Source organism: Rhodovulum steppense (assembly GCF_004339675.1).
In the GTDB taxonomy this organism is placed as follows: Bacteria; Pseudomonadota; Alphaproteobacteria; order Rhodobacterales; family Rhodobacteraceae; genus Rhodovulum; species Rhodovulum steppense.
Genome location: NZ_SLVM01000013.1, coordinates 58,790 through 75,702, shown reverse-complemented (window position 1 = coordinate 75,702; position 16,913 = coordinate 58,790). Strand labels below are relative to the sequence as shown.

16 protein-coding genes are annotated in these 16,913 nt (G+C 66.6%); 14 read left to right on the top strand and 2 right to left on the bottom strand.

Annotation, left to right across the window (positions count from 1 at the left end; all coding sequences use genetic code 11):
- Positions 1–173 precede the first annotated feature (173 nt).
- From cysG to EV216_RS10370, 10 genes are all read left to right on the top strand, one after another.
- A complete protein-coding gene (gene cysG / locus EV216_RS10415; protein ID WP_132695225.1) occupies positions 174–1,547 on the top strand; it encodes a siroheme synthase CysG in 1,374 nt (457 codons plus the stop codon).
- The gene (locus tag EV216_RS10410; protein WP_132695223.1) at positions 1,544–1,843 is read left to right on the top strand and encodes a DUF2849 domain-containing protein; all 300 of its coding nucleotides are present in this window, start codon (positions 1,544–1,546) and stop codon (positions 1,841–1,843) included. Before cysG ends, EV216_RS10410 begins: the two co-directional genes overlap by 4 nt.
- A gap of 18 nt (positions 1,844–1,861) precedes the next feature.
- A complete protein-coding gene (locus EV216_RS10405; RefSeq protein ID WP_132695221.1) occupies positions 1,862–3,517 on the top strand; it encodes a nitrite/sulfite reductase in 1,656 nt (551 codons plus the stop codon).
- Positions 3,507–4,247, top strand: coding sequence for a phosphoadenylyl-sulfate reductase (locus EV216_RS10400; RefSeq protein ID WP_132695302.1), 741 nt, complete (start codon positions 3,507–3,509; stop codon positions 4,245–4,247). The genes EV216_RS10405 and EV216_RS10400 overlap by 11 nt, the downstream gene beginning before the upstream one ends.
- A 2-nt stretch (positions 4,248–4,249) precedes the next feature.
- A complete protein-coding gene (locus tag EV216_RS10395; RefSeq protein WP_132695300.1) occupies positions 4,250–4,669 on the top strand; it encodes a DUF934 domain-containing protein in 420 nt (139 codons plus the stop codon).
- An 85-nt stretch (positions 4,670–4,754) separates the two neighbouring features.
- Entirely contained in the window at positions 4,755–5,489 is a 735-nt protein-coding gene (locus EV216_RS10390; RefSeq protein ID WP_132695219.1) for a response regulator, read from the top strand.
- A gap of 18 nt (positions 5,490–5,507) precedes the next feature.
- On the top strand, positions 5,508–6,662 hold the full coding sequence (locus tag EV216_RS10385; RefSeq protein WP_341539360.1) for an FIST N-terminal domain-containing protein: 1,155 nt from the start codon (positions 5,508–5,510) through the stop codon (positions 6,660–6,662).
- Positions 6,659–8,893, top strand: a complete 2,235-nt coding sequence (locus tag EV216_RS10380) for a PAS domain-containing hybrid sensor histidine kinase/response regulator (RefSeq protein WP_132695215.1) — start codon at positions 6,659–6,661, stop codon at positions 8,891–8,893. The genes EV216_RS10385 and EV216_RS10380 overlap by 4 nt, the downstream gene beginning before the upstream one ends.
- Positions 8,894–8,937: 44 nt before the next feature.
- Positions 8,938–9,615 carry a hypothetical protein gene (locus EV216_RS10375; protein WP_132695213.1) on the top strand — a complete coding sequence of 226 codons (678 nt, stop codon included), beginning with the start codon at positions 8,938–8,940 and terminating at the stop codon, positions 9,613–9,615.
- On the top strand, positions 9,612–9,962 hold the full coding sequence (locus EV216_RS10370; RefSeq protein ID WP_132695211.1) for a hypothetical protein: 351 nt from the start codon (positions 9,612–9,614) through the stop codon (positions 9,960–9,962). The genes EV216_RS10375 and EV216_RS10370 overlap by 4 nt, the downstream gene beginning before the upstream one ends.
- Positions 9,963–10,105: 143 nt before the next feature.
- Here the strand turns inward: EV216_RS10370 and EV216_RS10365 are convergent, their stop codons facing one another.
- Positions 10,106–10,912 (bottom strand): quinoprotein dehydrogenase-associated SoxYZ-like carrier, encoded by an 807-nt coding sequence (locus EV216_RS10365; protein WP_132695209.1) that lies wholly within the window; start codon positions 10,910–10,912, stop codon positions 10,106–10,108.
- Positions 10,913–11,050: 138 nt separating this feature from the next.
- On the opposite strand from EV216_RS10365, the gene EV216_RS10360 reads away from it, so the two are divergent.
- Positions 11,051–12,088, top strand: coding sequence for a quinoprotein relay system zinc metallohydrolase 2 (locus EV216_RS10360; RefSeq protein WP_132695207.1), 1,038 nt, complete (start codon positions 11,051–11,053; stop codon positions 12,086–12,088).
- Positions 12,089–12,106: 18 nt separating this feature from the next.
- Here EV216_RS10360 and EV216_RS10355 read toward each other — a convergent pair whose 3' ends face one another.
- The gene (locus EV216_RS10355) at positions 12,107–12,718 is read right to left on the bottom strand and encodes a hypothetical protein (RefSeq protein WP_132695205.1); all 612 of its coding nucleotides are present in this window, start codon (positions 12,716–12,718) and stop codon (positions 12,107–12,109) included.
- 169 nt (positions 12,719–12,887) lie between these two features.
- Between EV216_RS10355 and EV216_RS10350 the strand changes: the two genes are divergently transcribed.
- From EV216_RS10350 to EV216_RS10340, 3 genes are all read left to right on the top strand, one after another.
- Positions 12,888–14,000, top strand: coding sequence for an S-(hydroxymethyl)glutathione dehydrogenase/class III alcohol dehydrogenase (locus EV216_RS10350; protein WP_132695204.1), 1,113 nt, complete (start codon positions 12,888–12,890; stop codon positions 13,998–14,000).
- A 9-nt stretch (positions 14,001–14,009) separates the two neighbouring features.
- Positions 14,010–14,846 carry an S-formylglutathione hydrolase gene (fghA, locus tag EV216_RS10345; RefSeq protein ID WP_132695202.1) on the top strand — a complete coding sequence of 279 codons (837 nt, stop codon included), beginning with the start codon at positions 14,010–14,012 and terminating at the stop codon, positions 14,844–14,846.
- A 251-nt stretch (positions 14,847–15,097) separates the two neighbouring features.
- Positions 15,098–16,897, top strand: coding sequence for a methanol/ethanol family PQQ-dependent dehydrogenase (locus tag EV216_RS10340; protein ID WP_132695201.1), 1,800 nt, complete (start codon positions 15,098–15,100; stop codon positions 16,895–16,897).
- Positions 16,898–16,913 lie beyond the last annotated feature (16 nt).

Here is a 16,913-nt window from a genome sequence, read left to right as displayed (position 1 = left end):
CTGGCGTCCCGGCCGCAGGGCGGATTTCGGACCGGCATGCGGCGCGGACTGCATTATGGGGATAATTTTCCCGCGGATGCGGGAAGGCCCTGAGAACACGTCCCTTTCAGCGGCGTGGTATGGCTCTGTAAAGGGAATTTGTTCTATATCTGGCCCATAGCCAGAGGTGCCCCATGAACCATTTTCCGATCTTCCTGCGCGTTGCCGGTCTGCGTGTCGCCGTTTCGGGCGGGGGTGCGGCTGCGGTGGCGAAACTGCGGTTGCTGCTCAAGACCGAGGCGCGGATCGAGGTTTATGCCGAAACCGTCGATCCGCTGATCGCCGCCTGGGACGCCGAGGGGCGCATCGTGCTCTTTCCCCGGCCGCTGGCGCAGGACGACCTTGCCGGGCTGCGGCTGGTCTATGCCGCCGACGAGGATGCGGCCGCGGATGCCCGCGTGGCCGCGCTGGCCGAAGCGGCCGGGGTGCCGTTCAACATCGTCGATAATCTTGAGGCCAGCGCCTTCCTGACCCCTGCGCTGGTCGACCGCGATCCGCTGGTGATCGCCATCGGGACCGAGGGCACGGGGCCGGTTCTGGCGCGCAAGGTCAAGGCGCTACTGGAGGAACGGCTGCCCGCCGGGCTGGGCGCGGTGCTGCGCGGCGCGAAGGCGCTGCGCCCCGAGGCAGAGGCGCTGCCGCCGGGCCGAGCGCGGCGTGACTTCTGGAGCGCGCTGTTCGACCGCGCGCTGGCGGGCGAAGCCGTGCCCGAGGCCGCGCCGCTTCTGTCCGACCATCTGGACCGCGCGCCCGCGCTGGGCCGGGTGCTGTTCGTGGGCGCGGGGCCGGGCGATCCCGACGACTTGACGCTGCGCGCGCGCCGGGCGCTGGATCAGGCCGATGTGGTGATCCATGACCGGCTGGTGCCGCAACCGATCCTGGAACTGGCCCGCCGGGAGGCCGAGATCATCGAGGTCGGCAAGACCGGCTTCGGCCCGTCCACGCCGCAGGCCAGGATCAACGGCCTGATCGTCGAGCGCGCCCGCGCCGGGGCGCTGGTTGTGCGGCTCAAGGCGGGCGATCCGGGCGTGTTCGGCCGCCTTGACGAGGAGATCGACGCCTGCATGGCGGCGGGTCTGGACTGGGCGATCCTGCCCGGCATCACCGCGGCCTCGGCGGCGGCGGCAAGCCTTGGGCAAAGCCTGACGCGGCGCGGGCGCAATGGCGAGTTGCGGATCATCACCGGACAGGATGTCGACGGTCTGGCCGATCACGACTGGGCGGCGCTGGCCCGCCCCGGGGCGGTGGCGGCGATCTACATGGGCAAGCGCGCGGCGCGGTTCGTGCAGGGGCGTCTTCTGATGCATGGCGCCGATCCCGCAACGCCCGTGAGCGTGGTCGAGAATGCCTCGCGCCCGGATCAGCGCGTCCTTGCCTCGCAGCTTGGCCGGTTGGCCGCCGATCTGGCGGCCGCCGATCTGCGCGGCCCCGCGGTCATCATGCTGGGGCTCGCCCCGCGCGATGCGGCCGCGCTGGCCCCCGCCGCCCTGCGGGAAGCCGCCCAATGAGCCGGATCGTGGTGCCCGTGGTGGTCGCCGCCAACGACCTGTTCGACGGCGATCCGGTCTGGATGACGCCGGGGGGCAACTGGTCGCGCTCGCTTGCCGATGCCGAGGTGATCGGCGACCTGGCCGAGGCGCAGGCCCGTCTGGCTGCCGCGATGGCGCAGGCCGATCGCGTGGTCGGCGCCTACATGGCCGAGGTGCGGCCGGGTCCGTTCGGTCCGGTGCCCGTCGATTTCCGTGAACGGGTCCGCGCGCGCGGTCCCGCCCCCTTCGCGCTGCCCGCCCAGGCCGCAGAATGACGCCGCAGGAGTAAGCCCATGTATGCCTATTCCGAGTTCGACGATGCCTTTGTCCGCGAGCGCGTGCGCCAGTTCCGCGATCAGGTGGAGCGCCGGATCGACGGCCGCCTGACCGAGGACGAGTTCCGCCCGCTGCGCCTGATGAACGGGCTTTACCTGCAACTGCATGCCTACATGCTGCGGGTGGCGATCCCCTATGGCACGCTGAATGCCCGCCAGATGCGCCAGCTTGCGATGATCGCCGAGCGCTGGGACCGCGGCTATGGCCATTTCACCACGCGCCAGAACATCCAGTTCAACTGGCCCAGACTGCGCGACGTGCCCGACATGCTGGATGCGCTGGCCGATGTCGGGATGCACGCGATCCAGACCTCGGGCAATTGCGTGCGCAATGTCACGGCCGATCATTTCGCGGGCGCCGCCGCCGACGAGGTTGCCGATCCGCGCCCCTACGCCGAACTGATGCGGCAATGGTCGACCGACCATCCCGAATTCCAGTTCCTGCCGCGCAAGTTCAAGATCGCGATCAGCGGCGGGGCCGAGGATCGGGCGGTCACGCGCGCCCATGATATCGGGCTGCGCCTTGTGCGGCGGGGCGATGAGACGGGGTTCGAGGTCAGCGTGGGCGGCGGGCTGGGCCGGACGCCGATGCTGGGCCGGGTGATCCGCGACTTCCTGCCCGAGGCCGACCTGCTGCCCTATCTCGAGGCGATCCTCGGCGTCTACAACCGGCTTGGTCGGCGGGACAACAAGTACAAGGCCCGCATCAAGATCGCCGTGCACGAGATCGGGCTTGAAACCCTGCGCGATCAGGTCGAGGCGCGCTTTGCGCAGACGCGGGCCGAGTTCGGCGGTGCCGACCGGGCGCTGCTGGCGGATATCGCGGCGCATTTCGCCCCGCCCGCGCTGCGCGATGGCCCCGCGGCGATCCCGCCGGGCAGCCCGGCCTTTCGCGCCTGGTGCGACACGAACCTTGCCGCGCACCGGCGGGCGGATCATGCCATCGTCACAATCTCGCTCAAGACGCCGGGTCAGGTGCCGGGGGATGCGAGTGCCTGGCAGATGCGGCTGCTGGCCGATCTGGCCGAGCGGTATGGCCATGACGAGATCCGGATCAGCCACCGCCAGAACGTGGTGCTGCCGCATGTGCGCAAGGCCGACCTGCCGGCGGTGTTTGCGGCGCTGGCGGATGCGGGGCTGGCGGCGGCAAATGCCGGGCATATCTCGGACATCATCGCCTGCCCGGGGCTGGATTATTGCGCGCTGGCCACGGCCCGCTCGATCCCGGTTGCGCAACAGATCGCGCAGCACTTCGAGGCGCTGAAGATCGAGCATGAGGTGGGTCCGCTCAGGCTGAACATCTCGGGCTGCATCAATGCCTGCGCGCATCACCATGTTGCCGAGATCGGCATCCTCGGGCTCGAACGCGCGGGGGTCGAGACCTACCAGATCACGCTGGGCGGCGATCCGACCCAGAATGCGGCCATCGGCCAGCGCACCGGCCCCGGCTTTGCCGCGGACGAGATCGTGGGCGCGGTCGAGCAGATTGTCCTGACCTATCTGGGGCTGCGCCGGGATGCGGACGAAACCTTTGGCGAGGCATTCCGCAGGGTCGGGCTGGGGCCGTTCCAGCAGGCGCTTTACAATAACGAGGGGGCCGATGATGCGGCGTGAGGCGATCTTCGATCCGGCCGAGGCGCAGGTGGCGGCGCTGAACGCCACGCTGTCCGAGGCGGCGCCTGAAACGGTGCTGGCCCATGTGCTGGCGGATTTCGCGGGCCGCATCGCGCTGGTGTCGTCCTTCGGCGCGGAATCGGTTGTGCTGCTGCACATGATCTCGCAGATCGACCGCGCGTTGCCGGTGCTGTTTCTCGATACCGAACTGCTGTTCCCCGAGACGCTGGCCTATCAGCGCGAGGTGGCGCAGCTGCTGGGGCTGACCGGGGTTCGGATGGTTCGGCCCGACGCACAGGCACTGGCGGCCGCCGATCCGGCGGGCAAACTGCATCGCCACGATCCTGACGCCTGCTGCGCGATGCGCAAGACCCGCCCGCTGGAGGCGGCGCTGGGCGGCTTCGGGGCCTGGATCACCGGGCGCAAGCAGCACCAGACCGGTGCGCGCAGCGGCCTGTCGCTGTTCGAACTGGACGCGGGCGGCCGGGTCAAGGTCAACCCGCTGGTGCATTGGTCGGGCCAGGAGGTGCGCCACTATATAGACGCCCACGCCCTGCCGCGTCACCCGCTGGTCGGGCGCGGCTATCCCTCGATCGGCTGCGCGCCCTGCACCAGCCCCGTGGCCCCCGGCGAAAGCCCGCGCGCAGGCCGCTGGCGCGGGCGGGACAAGGAGGAATGCGGGATCCATTTCGTCGACGGCCGCGCGGTGCGGCGGGCGGGTGCGGCATGACCATGGGCAATGTTCTGGTCAGCGATGCGGGCTTCGCGGCGGTCGCGCCGGACGAGGTGTTCGTGCCGCTCGCGGCGCTGGGCGAGGCTGCGCCGGGCGCTGTCGATCTGGCGCCTGCCGACGATCCGGCGGCGCTGGCGCTGATCCTTGGCCGGATCGCCGCGATCCGCATTGCCTTTCCGGTCTTCTCGGACGGGCGCGGCTTTACGCTGGCGCGCGACCTTCGGCGGATGGGGTTCACCGGGCGCCTGCGGGCGGCGGGGCATCTGATCGCCGACCAATATCCGATGGCGCGGGCCTGCGGCTTTGACGAGGTCGAGATCAGTGCCGATCTGGCCGCCCGCCAGACCGAAGCCGACTGGCAGCGCGCGGCGCGGCGGGGGGCGGGATATCTGGACCGGCTGCGCGCCGCCCCGGCCTGAGACCCCCTCCTTTCGGCCCGGTGTGCGGCAAAGTTGCGCGGTGTCTTCTTCTTTTGCTATCCTCCCCGACGGGGAGGACTTTCACATGGACCATGACACGGTTGCGCCCGCTGCCAGTCGCATCCGCGCGATCCTGGTGGTCGACGATCATCCGCTTTACAGCGACGCGCTGTCGATGGCGCTGCGCCATGTCTTCGACGATTGCACAATCCGCAGCGCGACATCGCTGGGCGAGGGGCTTGCGCAGCTTGGCCCCGATTTCAGTCCGGATCTGGTGATGCTGGATCTGCGGCTGCCCGATGTCACCGGGCTGAGCGGCTTTCTGCGCCTGCGCGAACGCATTCCGGACGTGCCGGTACTGGTGATCTCGGCGCTGACCTCGGTCGAGGTGGTGCAGGCGCTGATGGAGGCCGGGGCGGCAGGCTTCATCCCCAAGGAGGCCGCTACCCACGAGCTGAAGACGGCGCTGATCGAGATCCGCTCGGGCCGCCGCTATCTGCCTGCGGGGTGCCGCAATGCGGGCCGCGCGGCGCGGACCGGGGCGCGCATGCCCTCGGTGCAGGAGGTCAGCCAGCGGATCGCGGAACTGACGCCCCAGCAGGCGCGAATCATGAAGCTGATCTGTGCGGGCAAGCCCAACAAGCAGATCGCGCATGAATTGTCGCTGGCCGAGGCCACGGTCAAGGCGCATATCACCGCGCTTCTGCGTCGGCTGGGCGTGCAGAACCGCACCCAGGCCGCGGTGCTGGTGGAAAGCGCCAATCTCGATCTGGGCACGGGGCTCGGCGATGCCGACGCCCGCGCCTTCCTGAACCAGTAAGCCGGGACAATGCGAGACATGCGCGACAGGCCGGGGGCGGGCGCGGTCGGCGTGGGACTGTCCCGCGCCGCAGATCCCGCCGAGGCCGTGCGCGAGGCCGCCGCGCAGATCGACCTGTCGCAAAGCTGTTTCGTGCTGGTCTTCGTGCCGGACCGGCTCGCGCTCGATCCGCTGGCCGAGGCGCTGAATGCCGCGCTGGCGGGGCTTCCGGTCTTCGGCTGCACCACGGCGGGGCAGATCACGCCCGAAGGCTACGAGGACGAGGCGTTGATGATACTGGCCTTCCCGCGGGCGCATTTTCGCTGTGCCTCGATGCTGATCCGCCCGCTCGGTCCCTGCCCGATCGAGCGGGTATCGGTCGATGCCCGGCGACTGGCGGCGCAATTCTCGCATTCGGCGCATTGGAACCGGCTGGCCCTGATCTTTGCCGACGGGCTGTCCAAGCAGGAGGACATGCTGGTGGCCGCGCTGGCCGCCGGTCTGGGCGATCTGCCGGTCTTCGGCGGTTCGGCCGGGGATGGGCTGAGTTTTCGCCGGACGGCGGTTTTTCACGGTGGTGCCTTTCACAGCGACGCGGCACTGTTGATGCTGCTGGAAACCGACCTGGAATTTGCCGGGATCGGCTTCGACCATTTCCTGCCGACCGAGCATCTGATGGTGGTCACCGACGCGGTGCCCGAGGAACGCCTGGTGCTGGAACTGAACGGCGCGCCCGCGGCCGAGGAATATGCCCGTCTCGTTGGCCGCACGCTGGACGAGTTGTCGCCCGAAGTCTTTGCCGAGCATCCCGTTCTTGTCCGCAATCGTGGCCTTTACCATGTGCGCGCGATCCAGCGGGTAACGGATGCGGGCGCACTGGCTTTCCTGTCGGCGATCGACGACGGACTTTTGCTGACGCTGGGCCAGGGGCAGGAGATCTTGCGCACCCTCGATCAGGGCCTTGATGTGACCGGCGCCGGGGGGCGCGCGCCGGATTTCATTCTCGGCTTCGACTGCGTTCTCAGGAAGCTGGAGATCGGGCAGAAGCAATTGACCGGCCGGGTCTCGGAGATCCTGCGTGCGCGCCGCGTGCTGGGCTTCAACACATATGGCGAACAGCATTGCGGGGTGCATGTGAACCAGACCTTCGTGGGCGTCGCCTTTTTCGAACCGCGTTTCAGGACGTTGACATGATCGACCCGAACGCCCCACCCGAGGTGACGATCGAGCGCCAGGCCCGGATCATAGACGCGCTGGTCCGGCGTGCCAGCCGCCAGCACGAGGTGGGCGACTCGGCCTATGCGCTGTTCCAGTCGGCTGTGACGCTGCAAGGGCAGGTCTGGGCCAAGACCCGCGATCTTGAACGCACCTCGAGCGAACTGGAAATCGCGCGCTTCGACCGCGAGCAGACCCAGCGCCGCCTGACCGAGGCGCTGGACGCGATGGAGGGCGGGTTCGCGCTGTTCAACGAGGGGCGGCTTCAGGTCTGCAACGATCTGTTCAAGTCGATCCTGCCCGATATCTCGGCGCGCATTCTGCCCGGGCTGACGGTCGAGGACTATTTCCGCGCGTTGCAGACCAGCCGCCATCTGGCTGATCCCGACAGGGCCTGCCGCGATCTGGCCGAAGCGATCCGCGGGCCTGCGGGCGGCGCCAGCATGTCCTTCGTTCTGGAATTGCAGGCGGACCGCTGGTTCCAGATCAGCCAGCAGCGCACCCGGTCGGGCAACATCATCCTGTTGCAGACCGAGATCACCGATATCGTGCGCAAGAACCGGATGGAAAAGGATCTGCTGATCGACATGCAGGCCCATTACCTGCAGGCGGCCTTCGATCACATGAGCCTTGGCATCTGCACCTTCTCGCGCGCGGGCGAGGTGACGATCCGCAACGGGCGTTTCCGCGAGTTGCTGGGCGTGCCCTACACGCTGGTTCGGGATGGCACCGAGTTCGCGACCATCCTGCGCCATATCCGCGACAACCGGCTGGTGGACGAGGCCGACATTGCCGATATCGACCACTGGCCCGCCGAACTGCGGGGCGAGGGGCGCTTGCGCAAGCGGCTGCACCATGCCAGCGGACGGGTGCTGGACCTGCATGTGCATCTGCTGCCCGACCGCGGCTTCTTGGTCGATATCGCCGATGTGACGCTGGAATCGCGGGCGACCGAACTACTGGAAAAGCGGGTGCGCGAGCGCACCCATGAACTGACCGAAGCGAATCGTCGTCTGCGTGAACAGCACGAGGAACAAAGACGCGTCGAGGAGGAATTGCGGCTGGCCAAGGAAGAGGTCGAGGCGGCGATGTCGTCCAAGACCCGGTTCCTGGCAGCCGCCAGCCATGACCTGCTTCAACCCGTCAACGCCGCCAAGCTGCTGATCTCGACCCTGGCCGAGATGGCAGCGGGCACCGACATGGCCCGGCTGACCGATCGGCTTGCGGGGTCCTTCGCCTCGATGGAATCACTTCTGCATGCACTTCTGGATATTTCTCGGCTGGAAAGCACCGGCTCGGCGCTGACGCCGACGGAATTCTGCCTAGGCACCGTGATGCGCAGCGTGGTCGATGACCAGGCGATGGTCGCGGCGCAGAAGGGACTGCGGCTCGACATGGTGCCCTGTTCTGCCTGGGTGCGCAGCGACCGGGAATACCTTACCCGGTCGCTGCGCAACCTCGTGGTCAATGCAATCCAGTATACAGAGTGCGGCCGCGTGCTGGTGGGGTGTCGGCTGCGTGGCGACAGGGTGGTTCTACAGGTCTGGGATACCGGTATCGGCATTCTGCCCGCCGACCACGCCCGCATTTTCGAGGAATTCGCCCGCGCCGATAATGTTCCCCCCGGCTCCGGCATGGGTCTGGGGCTGTCGATCGTGGAACGCACCTGTCGCCATCTGGGGCATCGGCTGTCGGTTCACTCGGAACCGGGGCGGGGTTCGGTCTTTTCGATCGAGATCGGGACCGTGCCCCCAAGGGACGATTGCCCCGGCGCGACCGGACCGGACCTGTCGGATGGCGAGGCGGACCTGAACCTTATCGTGCTGATTGTCGAGAACGATCCGGAGGTCCTGTTTGCCACCACGCAGAAGCTGGAAAGCTGGGGGGCGAGCGTGCTGGCCGCAGGCTCGACCGTCGAGGCGGTGCGGCTGGTCGACGAGATCGGGATGGCACCGGACGTGATCCTGGCCGATTATCAACTGGACGGCGACGACACCGGGATCGCCGCGATCAAGGCCTTGAGGGCGGCGACGGGTGGCCACATCCCCGCGATCATGATCACCGCCGACCAGGGCGACGAGGTCCTGCGCGCTGGGCTGACAGAGGATTTCACGGTCCTGAGAAAGCCGGTGCAACTCTCGCGACTGCGGCCGCTGATCGACTGGAAGACCCGGGCGCTCGCGCCGCTGTCCGACGAAAGTATCGCGTGACACCGGCTGCGGGCGGGCTAGGCTCGGCAAAAGGGAGGGGACATATGCGAAAGACAATTGCGGGCCTTGCTGCGGCCGCCCTCGTGCTGGGCGGCACGGCCTCGGCCGACACCGAGGGCGCCGAGACCTATGACATGCTGTTTCGAAGCGGCACGCTGGACGAATTGCCACGCTCGGCAATGCTGGTCTATGCACGCGAGGTCGCCAATCGGGCGAACCCCGAGGCCGCGGCTGCCGCAACCGGGGAGGTGGAGTTGCGCTTCGCCGCGGACGATCCGACGCTGGCCGCGCTGCGCTTCACCCATGGCGACAGCTTCAGCGCGATCGGATCCTTCCCTGCCGAGGTGGGCAATCCGGTCATCATGTATTTCATGGAGACGGTCGTGCGCGACATGGCCGAGACTGCGGGCGGCAGCCCCTTCTACATCCGCAACCGGATGAAGGAAGCATTGCTGCGTCCGGCCAGTCTCGAGGCGGTCGAGGTGGAGTTCGGCGCGGACGAGGTGCAGGCGCAGGCCTTGACGCTGCACCCTTTCAAGGACGACCCGAACCGCGCGCGGATGCAGGGCTTTGCCGATCTGGAGGTCACGGTCACCATGTCGGACGAGGTGCCGGGATGGTATCATGCGCTGAGCGCGCGTGTCCCGGATCTGGAGGGCGGCGCGCCGATCTATGTTTCAACGCTGAAGCTGAAAGCGCCGGGCGGGGAGGCGGAACCATGAGGATGACAGCCCTTGCCATGGTGACAGCGTGCCTGGCCGTGCCGGCAGCAGGGCAGGATGTGGCGGCGCGGTGGAACGATTACCCCACGGCGGCCAGGGCCGATTACGTCTTTGCCTGCATGGCCACCAACGGGCAGGGGCGCGACGTGCTGGAGAAATGCGCCTGCTCGATCGACGTGATCGCCTCTATCCTGTCCTACGAACGATATGTCGAGGCCGAGACGGTGCTGTCGCTGAGGCAGATACCAGGAGAACGCGCATCGGTCTTCCGCGCTTCGGCCATGGCGAACGAGTTGGTGGCCGATCTTCGGCGGGCCCAGGCGGAGGCGGAGATCGTCTGCTTCTGACGCATGGCCGGGGGCAAAGGCATTCTCCCGCCCCCGGCGCGGCGCGGGGCATGCGCCCCGCTTGTCCGGCGTTCGGCATGGCCGCGCGCGGCGCCTCCGGCGGGGATGTATGCGGCCAGAAGAAGGGTGCGGGGCGTGGGCCGTCAGGACTGGCCGGCCTTGGGCAGGTCGTGTTCGAAGACATTGCCTTCGGTATCTCGGGCGATCACCCGCAGGGATGGCGCGCCGTTATCGGTGTAGGAGAACCGGAAGACCGGGTTCTCGCTGATCGAGATGCCACCCTCCATGGTGAAGAGCATCTCGTCGCCCTGCCAGAGTTCGAGCCGGTCGATGAAATGCGCGAGGATGAAAAGCTGGGTGATCTGGTCCCGCTGCAGGCCCGAATAATTGGGGTGGCGGATCATGATCTGTGCCTCCCGGCGTGCGGTCGACATCGTGGGCGCCTGGGAGAAATGCTTCAGACGCATCTCGCCCATCCCGGCCAGCGCTTCTTCGGGGTTGCGCGTGGCCGGGGCCGAGCAACCGCCCGAGGCCTTGACATAGCGGCCGGTCATCAGATGGCCCTGGTCGGTATCGGCGATCACGCGGATGTTGGAATACTGGTTCACGCGCACCCGGATCTCGAGATCGAGTGGCGCCATGGCGGGGCCGAAGGTGAAGCTGGCGGCCAGCGGTGCGGGATTGTCGTCGATCACCACGGTCGCCCCCCGGATCGTCAGCCCCGGGTCGGTCTGGCGGATCGTGACCGGCACCGTGGCGGCATCGTTGGCGCGGTAGGGGGCCTCGACCTCGAAGCGGCCTGCGGCGTCGGCGATGTCGATCTCGCCCACGAGGTCGGCCCTGAGTTCGTTCCAGATGTGGCTTTCGGCCAGTGGGCTGGCACGGTTATCCTCGGCCAGTGCCGGGCCGAAGGCCAGCGCGGCGATGGCGGCGGCGATGAGGGGTTTCATGGGGCGCGTCCTCCCTGATGCGCGGTCCTGACAGGGGAGTATGCCACGAAAACGGGTTGTGCGGTATTCCCCATAGGTCGGTATGGATCGCAGGGGACGGGGCGCGCAGGCTGGCGGGATGGAGCCGGGGAGGGGGCGATGTTCGAGGTGATCGTGACGCTCTGTCTGGCGGCGGCCCCCGGGATCTGCCGCGATATTCTCCTGCCCGGGCATGAGGCGGCGACCGAGGCCGCCTGTCTGGCGGCGCTGGAGCGGACGCCGGTCGCGGCGCTGCCCGAGAGGGTGATCGCGGGCGGGCCGGTCTGTGTGCCGGTGGGCGAGGCGCTGGGATTTGACGAGGTTGCGCCGGGGGTTCTGGTGCATGTCGGTGCCATTGCCGAGGCCGATGGCGAGAATGGCGGCGACATGGCCAATCTGGGCATCGTGATCGGCACGCGGTCTGTCGCGGTGATCGACACGGGCAGCGCGCGCTGGATGGGCGAGGCGATCTGGCGGGCGGTGCGGGCGCGCACCGGGCTGCCGGTCAGCCATGTGATCCTGACGCATATGCATCCCGATCACGTCTTTGGCGCGACGGTGCTGGCCGAGGCAGGGGCAAAGGTCGTGGGCCATGAGGGGCTGGCGCGCGCGCTGGCCGACCGGCAGGAGAACTATCTGGAAAGCCTCGCGGCGCGGATCGGGGCCGGGCGGCTCATCGGCACGGCTGTCGCGCCGGTGGATGTCGAGGTCGCAGATGCGACCGAGATCGATCTTGGCGGGCGGGTTCTGGAGGTGCGCGCCTGGCCTGCCGCCCATACCGGGACCGACCTGACCGTGCTGGACCGGGACAGCGGCGTGCTTTTCGTAGGTGATCTGGTCTTCGACAAGCATCTGCCGACCCTCGATGGATCGCTGCGGGGCTGGCAGGTCGTGCTGGCCGAACTTGTGACGATCCCGGCCAGCGGCGTAGTGCCGGGCCATGGCGGGCCGGTATTGCCCTGGCCCGACGGTGCGCAGGATACGGCGCGGTATCTTGACGTGCTGGCGCAGGACACGCACGCCGCCATCGGCCGCGGGGAAAGGCTGAGCGATGCAGTGGCCGGAATTGCCGCTGAAGAACGCGACCGCTGGCAATTGTTCGATGAGCATAATGCGCGCAACGCAACCGTTGCCTTCACCGAACTGGAATGGGAATGATCCCCGCCTTCCCCCCTTTCATTCGGTGACTGAGCGGGCAAGCATCTGCCCGATCGCGAAAAGTCGCTGTTCCAGGATAACCGGCGTCTCGCAGACATAGGTCAGCGACTGCGCGCGATCCGTATAGATGCGTTCGTCCCAGGCAAGCTGTTCCTCGGCAGCGTCGATCCGGTCATGGTCGAGCGGCTCGGCGTCCAGCAGGGTGTTGATCTCGATCCGTGTGGCCTCGATCCGTTCGGAAAGCGCGATCTGCGAGAGCGAGTAGTCTTCGATGCCCTTCATTACGGTCTGCCGCTGGCGCGACATGATCTCGAAGGCCGACATGAAGACATGGCCCAGAAGGGCGCTGTCATTGCCGTGGGCTGCGGTGAAGGCGGTCACCGTCGGTTCCAGATCCTCGACCGGAATGCGACGCAGCACCATCCGGCCGACAAGCTCCTTCACCGCGGCTTCGGTCTCGACGTCGAAACTTTGTGCCTCGATCGGATGGGGCCACATGATCCCGGGGGACAGTTGTGCCACCTTGCGCTGGATGCAGGGCCAGGTGGGGTCCGAGAAATCGGCGGCCGGGGCAACGGTTGCGGCTCCTAGCGCTAAGAGCGCAGCCCCGGTGAGAGCGCGTGCGGTCATGGATTCTCCTCCCTCGGCGCAAGTCTAACGCGGATCGGCTCGAAGTCCACGAAGGGACCGTTCTGGCCAATACCCACCAAGGTCGCAATTGCCGGTCACTGTGTGCCTTCGCATACTCGCCATGCTTAAGAAAAATAAGAAGTCAGGTTCTGGGGAGGAGTTAGCGAAGATGCGCACCCGTGCGGCAGTTGCGTTCGAGGCGGGCAAGCCTCTGGTTGTTACCGAAGTCGAGCTGGAAGGCCCGAAAGCGGGCGAGGTTCTGGTCGAGATCAAGGCGACGGGGCTGTGCCATACCGACGAGTTCACGCGCTCGGGCGCCGATCCAGAGGGGATGTTCCCGGCGATCCTGGGCCATGAGGGCGCGGGTGTCGTGGTCGAGGTGGGCGCGGGCGTGAAAAGCGTCAAGCCGGGCGATCATGTGATCCCGCTTTACACGCCCGAGTGCCGCGAATGCGAATACTGCCTCAACCCCAAGACCAATCTCTGCCAGGCGATCCGCGCCACGCAAGGCCAGGGCCTGATGCCGGACGGCACTTCGCGCTTCAGGACGCTCGATGGCGACCCGATCCTGCACTACATGGGCTGTTCGACCTTCTCGAACTTCACCGTGCTGCCCGAGATTGCGGTCGCCAAGATCCGCGAGGACGCGCCCTTCGACAAGGTGTGCTATATCGGCTGCGGCGTGACCACCGGCGTGGGTGCGGTCATCAACACCGCCAAGGCGGAACCGGGCTGTCGCGCCGTCGTGTTCGGGCTGGGCGGCATCGGTCTGAATGTTCTTCAGGGCTTGAGGCTGATCGGGGCCGATCAGATCGTGGGCGTGGACCTGAATCCGGCCAAGCGCGAGATGGCCGAACGCTTCGGCATGACCGATTTCGTGAATCCCGCCGAGGTCGAGGGCGACCTGGTGCCGTATCTGGTCAATCTGACCAAGGGTGGGGCGGATTACACGTTCGACTGCACCGGCAATGTCAACGTGATGCGCACCGCGCTGGAGTGCTGCCACAAGGGTTGGGGCGAGTCGATCATAATTGGCGTGGCGCCTGCCGGGGCCGAGATCTCGACCCGTCCGTTCCAGTTGGTCACCGGCCGGTCATGGCGGGGCACGGCGTTCGGTGGCGCGCGCGGTCGGACCGATGTGCCGAAGATCGTCGACTGGTACATGGACGGCAAGATCGAGATCGACCCGATGATCACCCACCAGTTGACCCTGGATGAGATAAATCACGGGTTCGACCTGATGCATGAAGGCAAGTCGATCCGCTCCGTGGTCGTCTACTGAGCCGCGCCGATGGAGGTCATTTCCCAGAATCGCTGCTTCGACGGGGTTCAGATGGTCTGCACCCATCCGTCGCAAGTCTGCGGCGTGGACATGACCTTCGGCGTCTACCTGCCGCCCCAGGCCGAGGACGGGCCGGTTCCGGTACTGTGGTATCTCTCGGGTCTGACCTGCACCCATGAGAACGCAATGGTGAAGGGCGGGTTCCAGCGGCACGCGGCCGAGAATGGGATCGCCGTGATCTTCCCCGACACCTCGCCGCGTGGCGAGGGGGTGGCCGATGACGATGCTTATGATTTGGGCCAGGGCGCGGGGTTCTACGTCAATGCCACGCGCGCGCCCTGGACGGCGCATTACCGGATGTATGACTATGTGCTGGAGGAATTGCGCGGGCTGGTTCTGGACAACCTGCCGATTGCCGATGTCCATGGCGTGACCGGGCATTCGATGGGTGGGCATGGGGCGCTTACTCTGGCGCTGCGCAATCCCGACCGGTTCGATTCGCTGTCTGCCTTTGCGCCGATCGCCAACCCGACCCGCTCGGACTGGGGCCGCAAGCAGTTGAGTGCCTATCTCGGCGACGACGAATCGGCATGGGCATGTTATGATTCGAGTCTGCTGCTTGAGGAGCATGGTTGGAAGGATGCGATCCTGATCGACCAAGGGGCCGGAGATCAGTTCCTTGACCTTCTGCGGCCAGAGGCGTTGGCCTCGGTACTGGCGCGTCGGCGTCAGGCCGGGCTGGTCCGGATGCAGCCGGGTTATGACCACAGCTATTACTTCGTCGCAAGCTTTGCAGGGGACCATGTCGGCTGGCATGCCGAGCGCCTGCACCGGCGGAGCAACTGATGCGGAACGGGGCGAGGTGCGGATCGGCAAACGGCGCAGAAAATCATGCAACGCGCGCTGATACCACCGCGCCACGGCAGTTAACGTGATCACGGAAAGAGAGGAGGACTGACGCGATTTGAACGAGTGCAGCACCGAAGGGAGGACCAGATGTTTCGGTGCGGCAGGGGTTGGCGGTCAGGCGAAGGGCGGTGGCAAGCCGCACCCGTCTGCGGCCCCTTCGACGGAATCAGAACTTAAGGGAGAGAAAAATGAAGAAACTGCTCGCTTTCACGTCCGTGGCCGCGCTTTGCGCCGGGTCTGCGGCACTTGCGAACGACGAACTGCTTGAACTGATGAACGACCCGACGCAATGGGTCATCCAGACCGGCAACTACGCCAACCATCGCTATTCGGGGCTTGACCAGATCACCCGCGAGAACGTCGGCAACCTGCAGGTGGCCTGGACCTTCTCGACCGGCGTTCTGCGGGGCCATGAGGGCAGCCCGCTGGTGATCGGCGACACGATGTATGTGCACACGCCGTTCCCGAATATCGTGTACGCACTGGATCTGAACGATCACGGCCGGATCAAGTGGAAATACGAGCCCCAGCAGGATAGCAGCGTCATACCGGTGATGTGCTGCGACACCGTGAACCGCGGTGTGGCCTATGCCAACAACACGATCTTCCTGCATCAGGCCGATACCACCATCGTGGCGCTGAACGCCGAGACGGGCGAAGTCAAGTGGACCGCGGTGAATGGCGATCCCTCGATCGGCGAGACGAACACCGCGACCGTGATGCCGGTCAAGGACAAGATCATCGTCGGCATCTCGGGTGGCGAGTTCGGAGTTCAGGGCCACATCTCCGCCTATGACATGGAAACCGGCGAGCTTGCTTGGCGCGGCTATTCGGTCGGCCCCGACGACCAGATCCTGTTCGACGAGAACACCATGTCGCTGGGCAAGCCGGTTCCGGCCAACTCCTCGATCGACAGCTGGGAAGGTGACCAGTGGAAGATCGGCGGCGGCACGACCTGGGGCTGGTACTCCTACGATCCCGATCTGAACCTGATCTATTACGGCACCGGCAACCCCTCGACCTGGAACCCGTCCCAGCGTCCGGGCGACAACAAGTGGTCGATGACGATCATCGCGCGCGATGCGGATACCGGCATGGCCAAGTGGGTCTACCAGAAGACCCCGCATGACGAGTGGGACTATGACGGCGTGAATGAAAACATTCTCGTCGACAAGGAAATCGACGGCGAGATGCGCAAGCTGCTGGTCACCTTCGACCGCAACGGCTTTGCCTACACGCTGGATCGCGTGTCCGGCGAACTGCTGGTCGCCGAGAAATACGATCCGGCCGTGAACTGGGCGACCCATGTCGACATGGACCCTGCGTCCGAGACCTATGGCCGCCCGATGGTGGTCGCTGATTACTCGACCGCGCAGAACGGCGAGGATGTCAACACCACTGGCATCTGCCCCGCCGCGCTGGGCACGAAAGACCAGCAACCCGCGGCCTACTCGCCGCAGTCGGGCCTGTTCTATGTGCCGACGAACCATGTTTGCATGGATTACGAACCCTTCCGCGTCAGCTACACCGCCGGGCAACCCTATGTGGGCGCCACGCTGTCGATGTATCCGGCGCCGGACAGCCATGGCGGGATGGGCAACTTCATCGCCTGGGACGCGCTTGCGGGCGAAATCAAGTGGTCGATCCCCGAGCAGTTCTCGGTCTGGTCGGGCGCCCTGGCTACCGCGGGCGACGTTGTGTTCTACGGCACGCTCGAGGGTTTCCTCAAGGCCGTGGACGCCGAGACCGGCGAAGAACTCTACCGCTTCAAGACCCCGTCGGGCGTCATCGGGAACGTGATGTCCTACGAGCATGACGGCAAGCAGTATGTCGGCATCCTGTCGGGTGTCGGCGGCTGGGCCGGCATCGGTCTGGCGGCGGGCCTGACCAACCCGAATGATGGTCTGGGTGCCGTGGGCGGTTATGCCGCGCTCAGCGACTATACCGCACTCGGCGGTCAGCTGACCGTGTTCAAGCTGCCGGACTGATCGGCGGCGCGAGGGG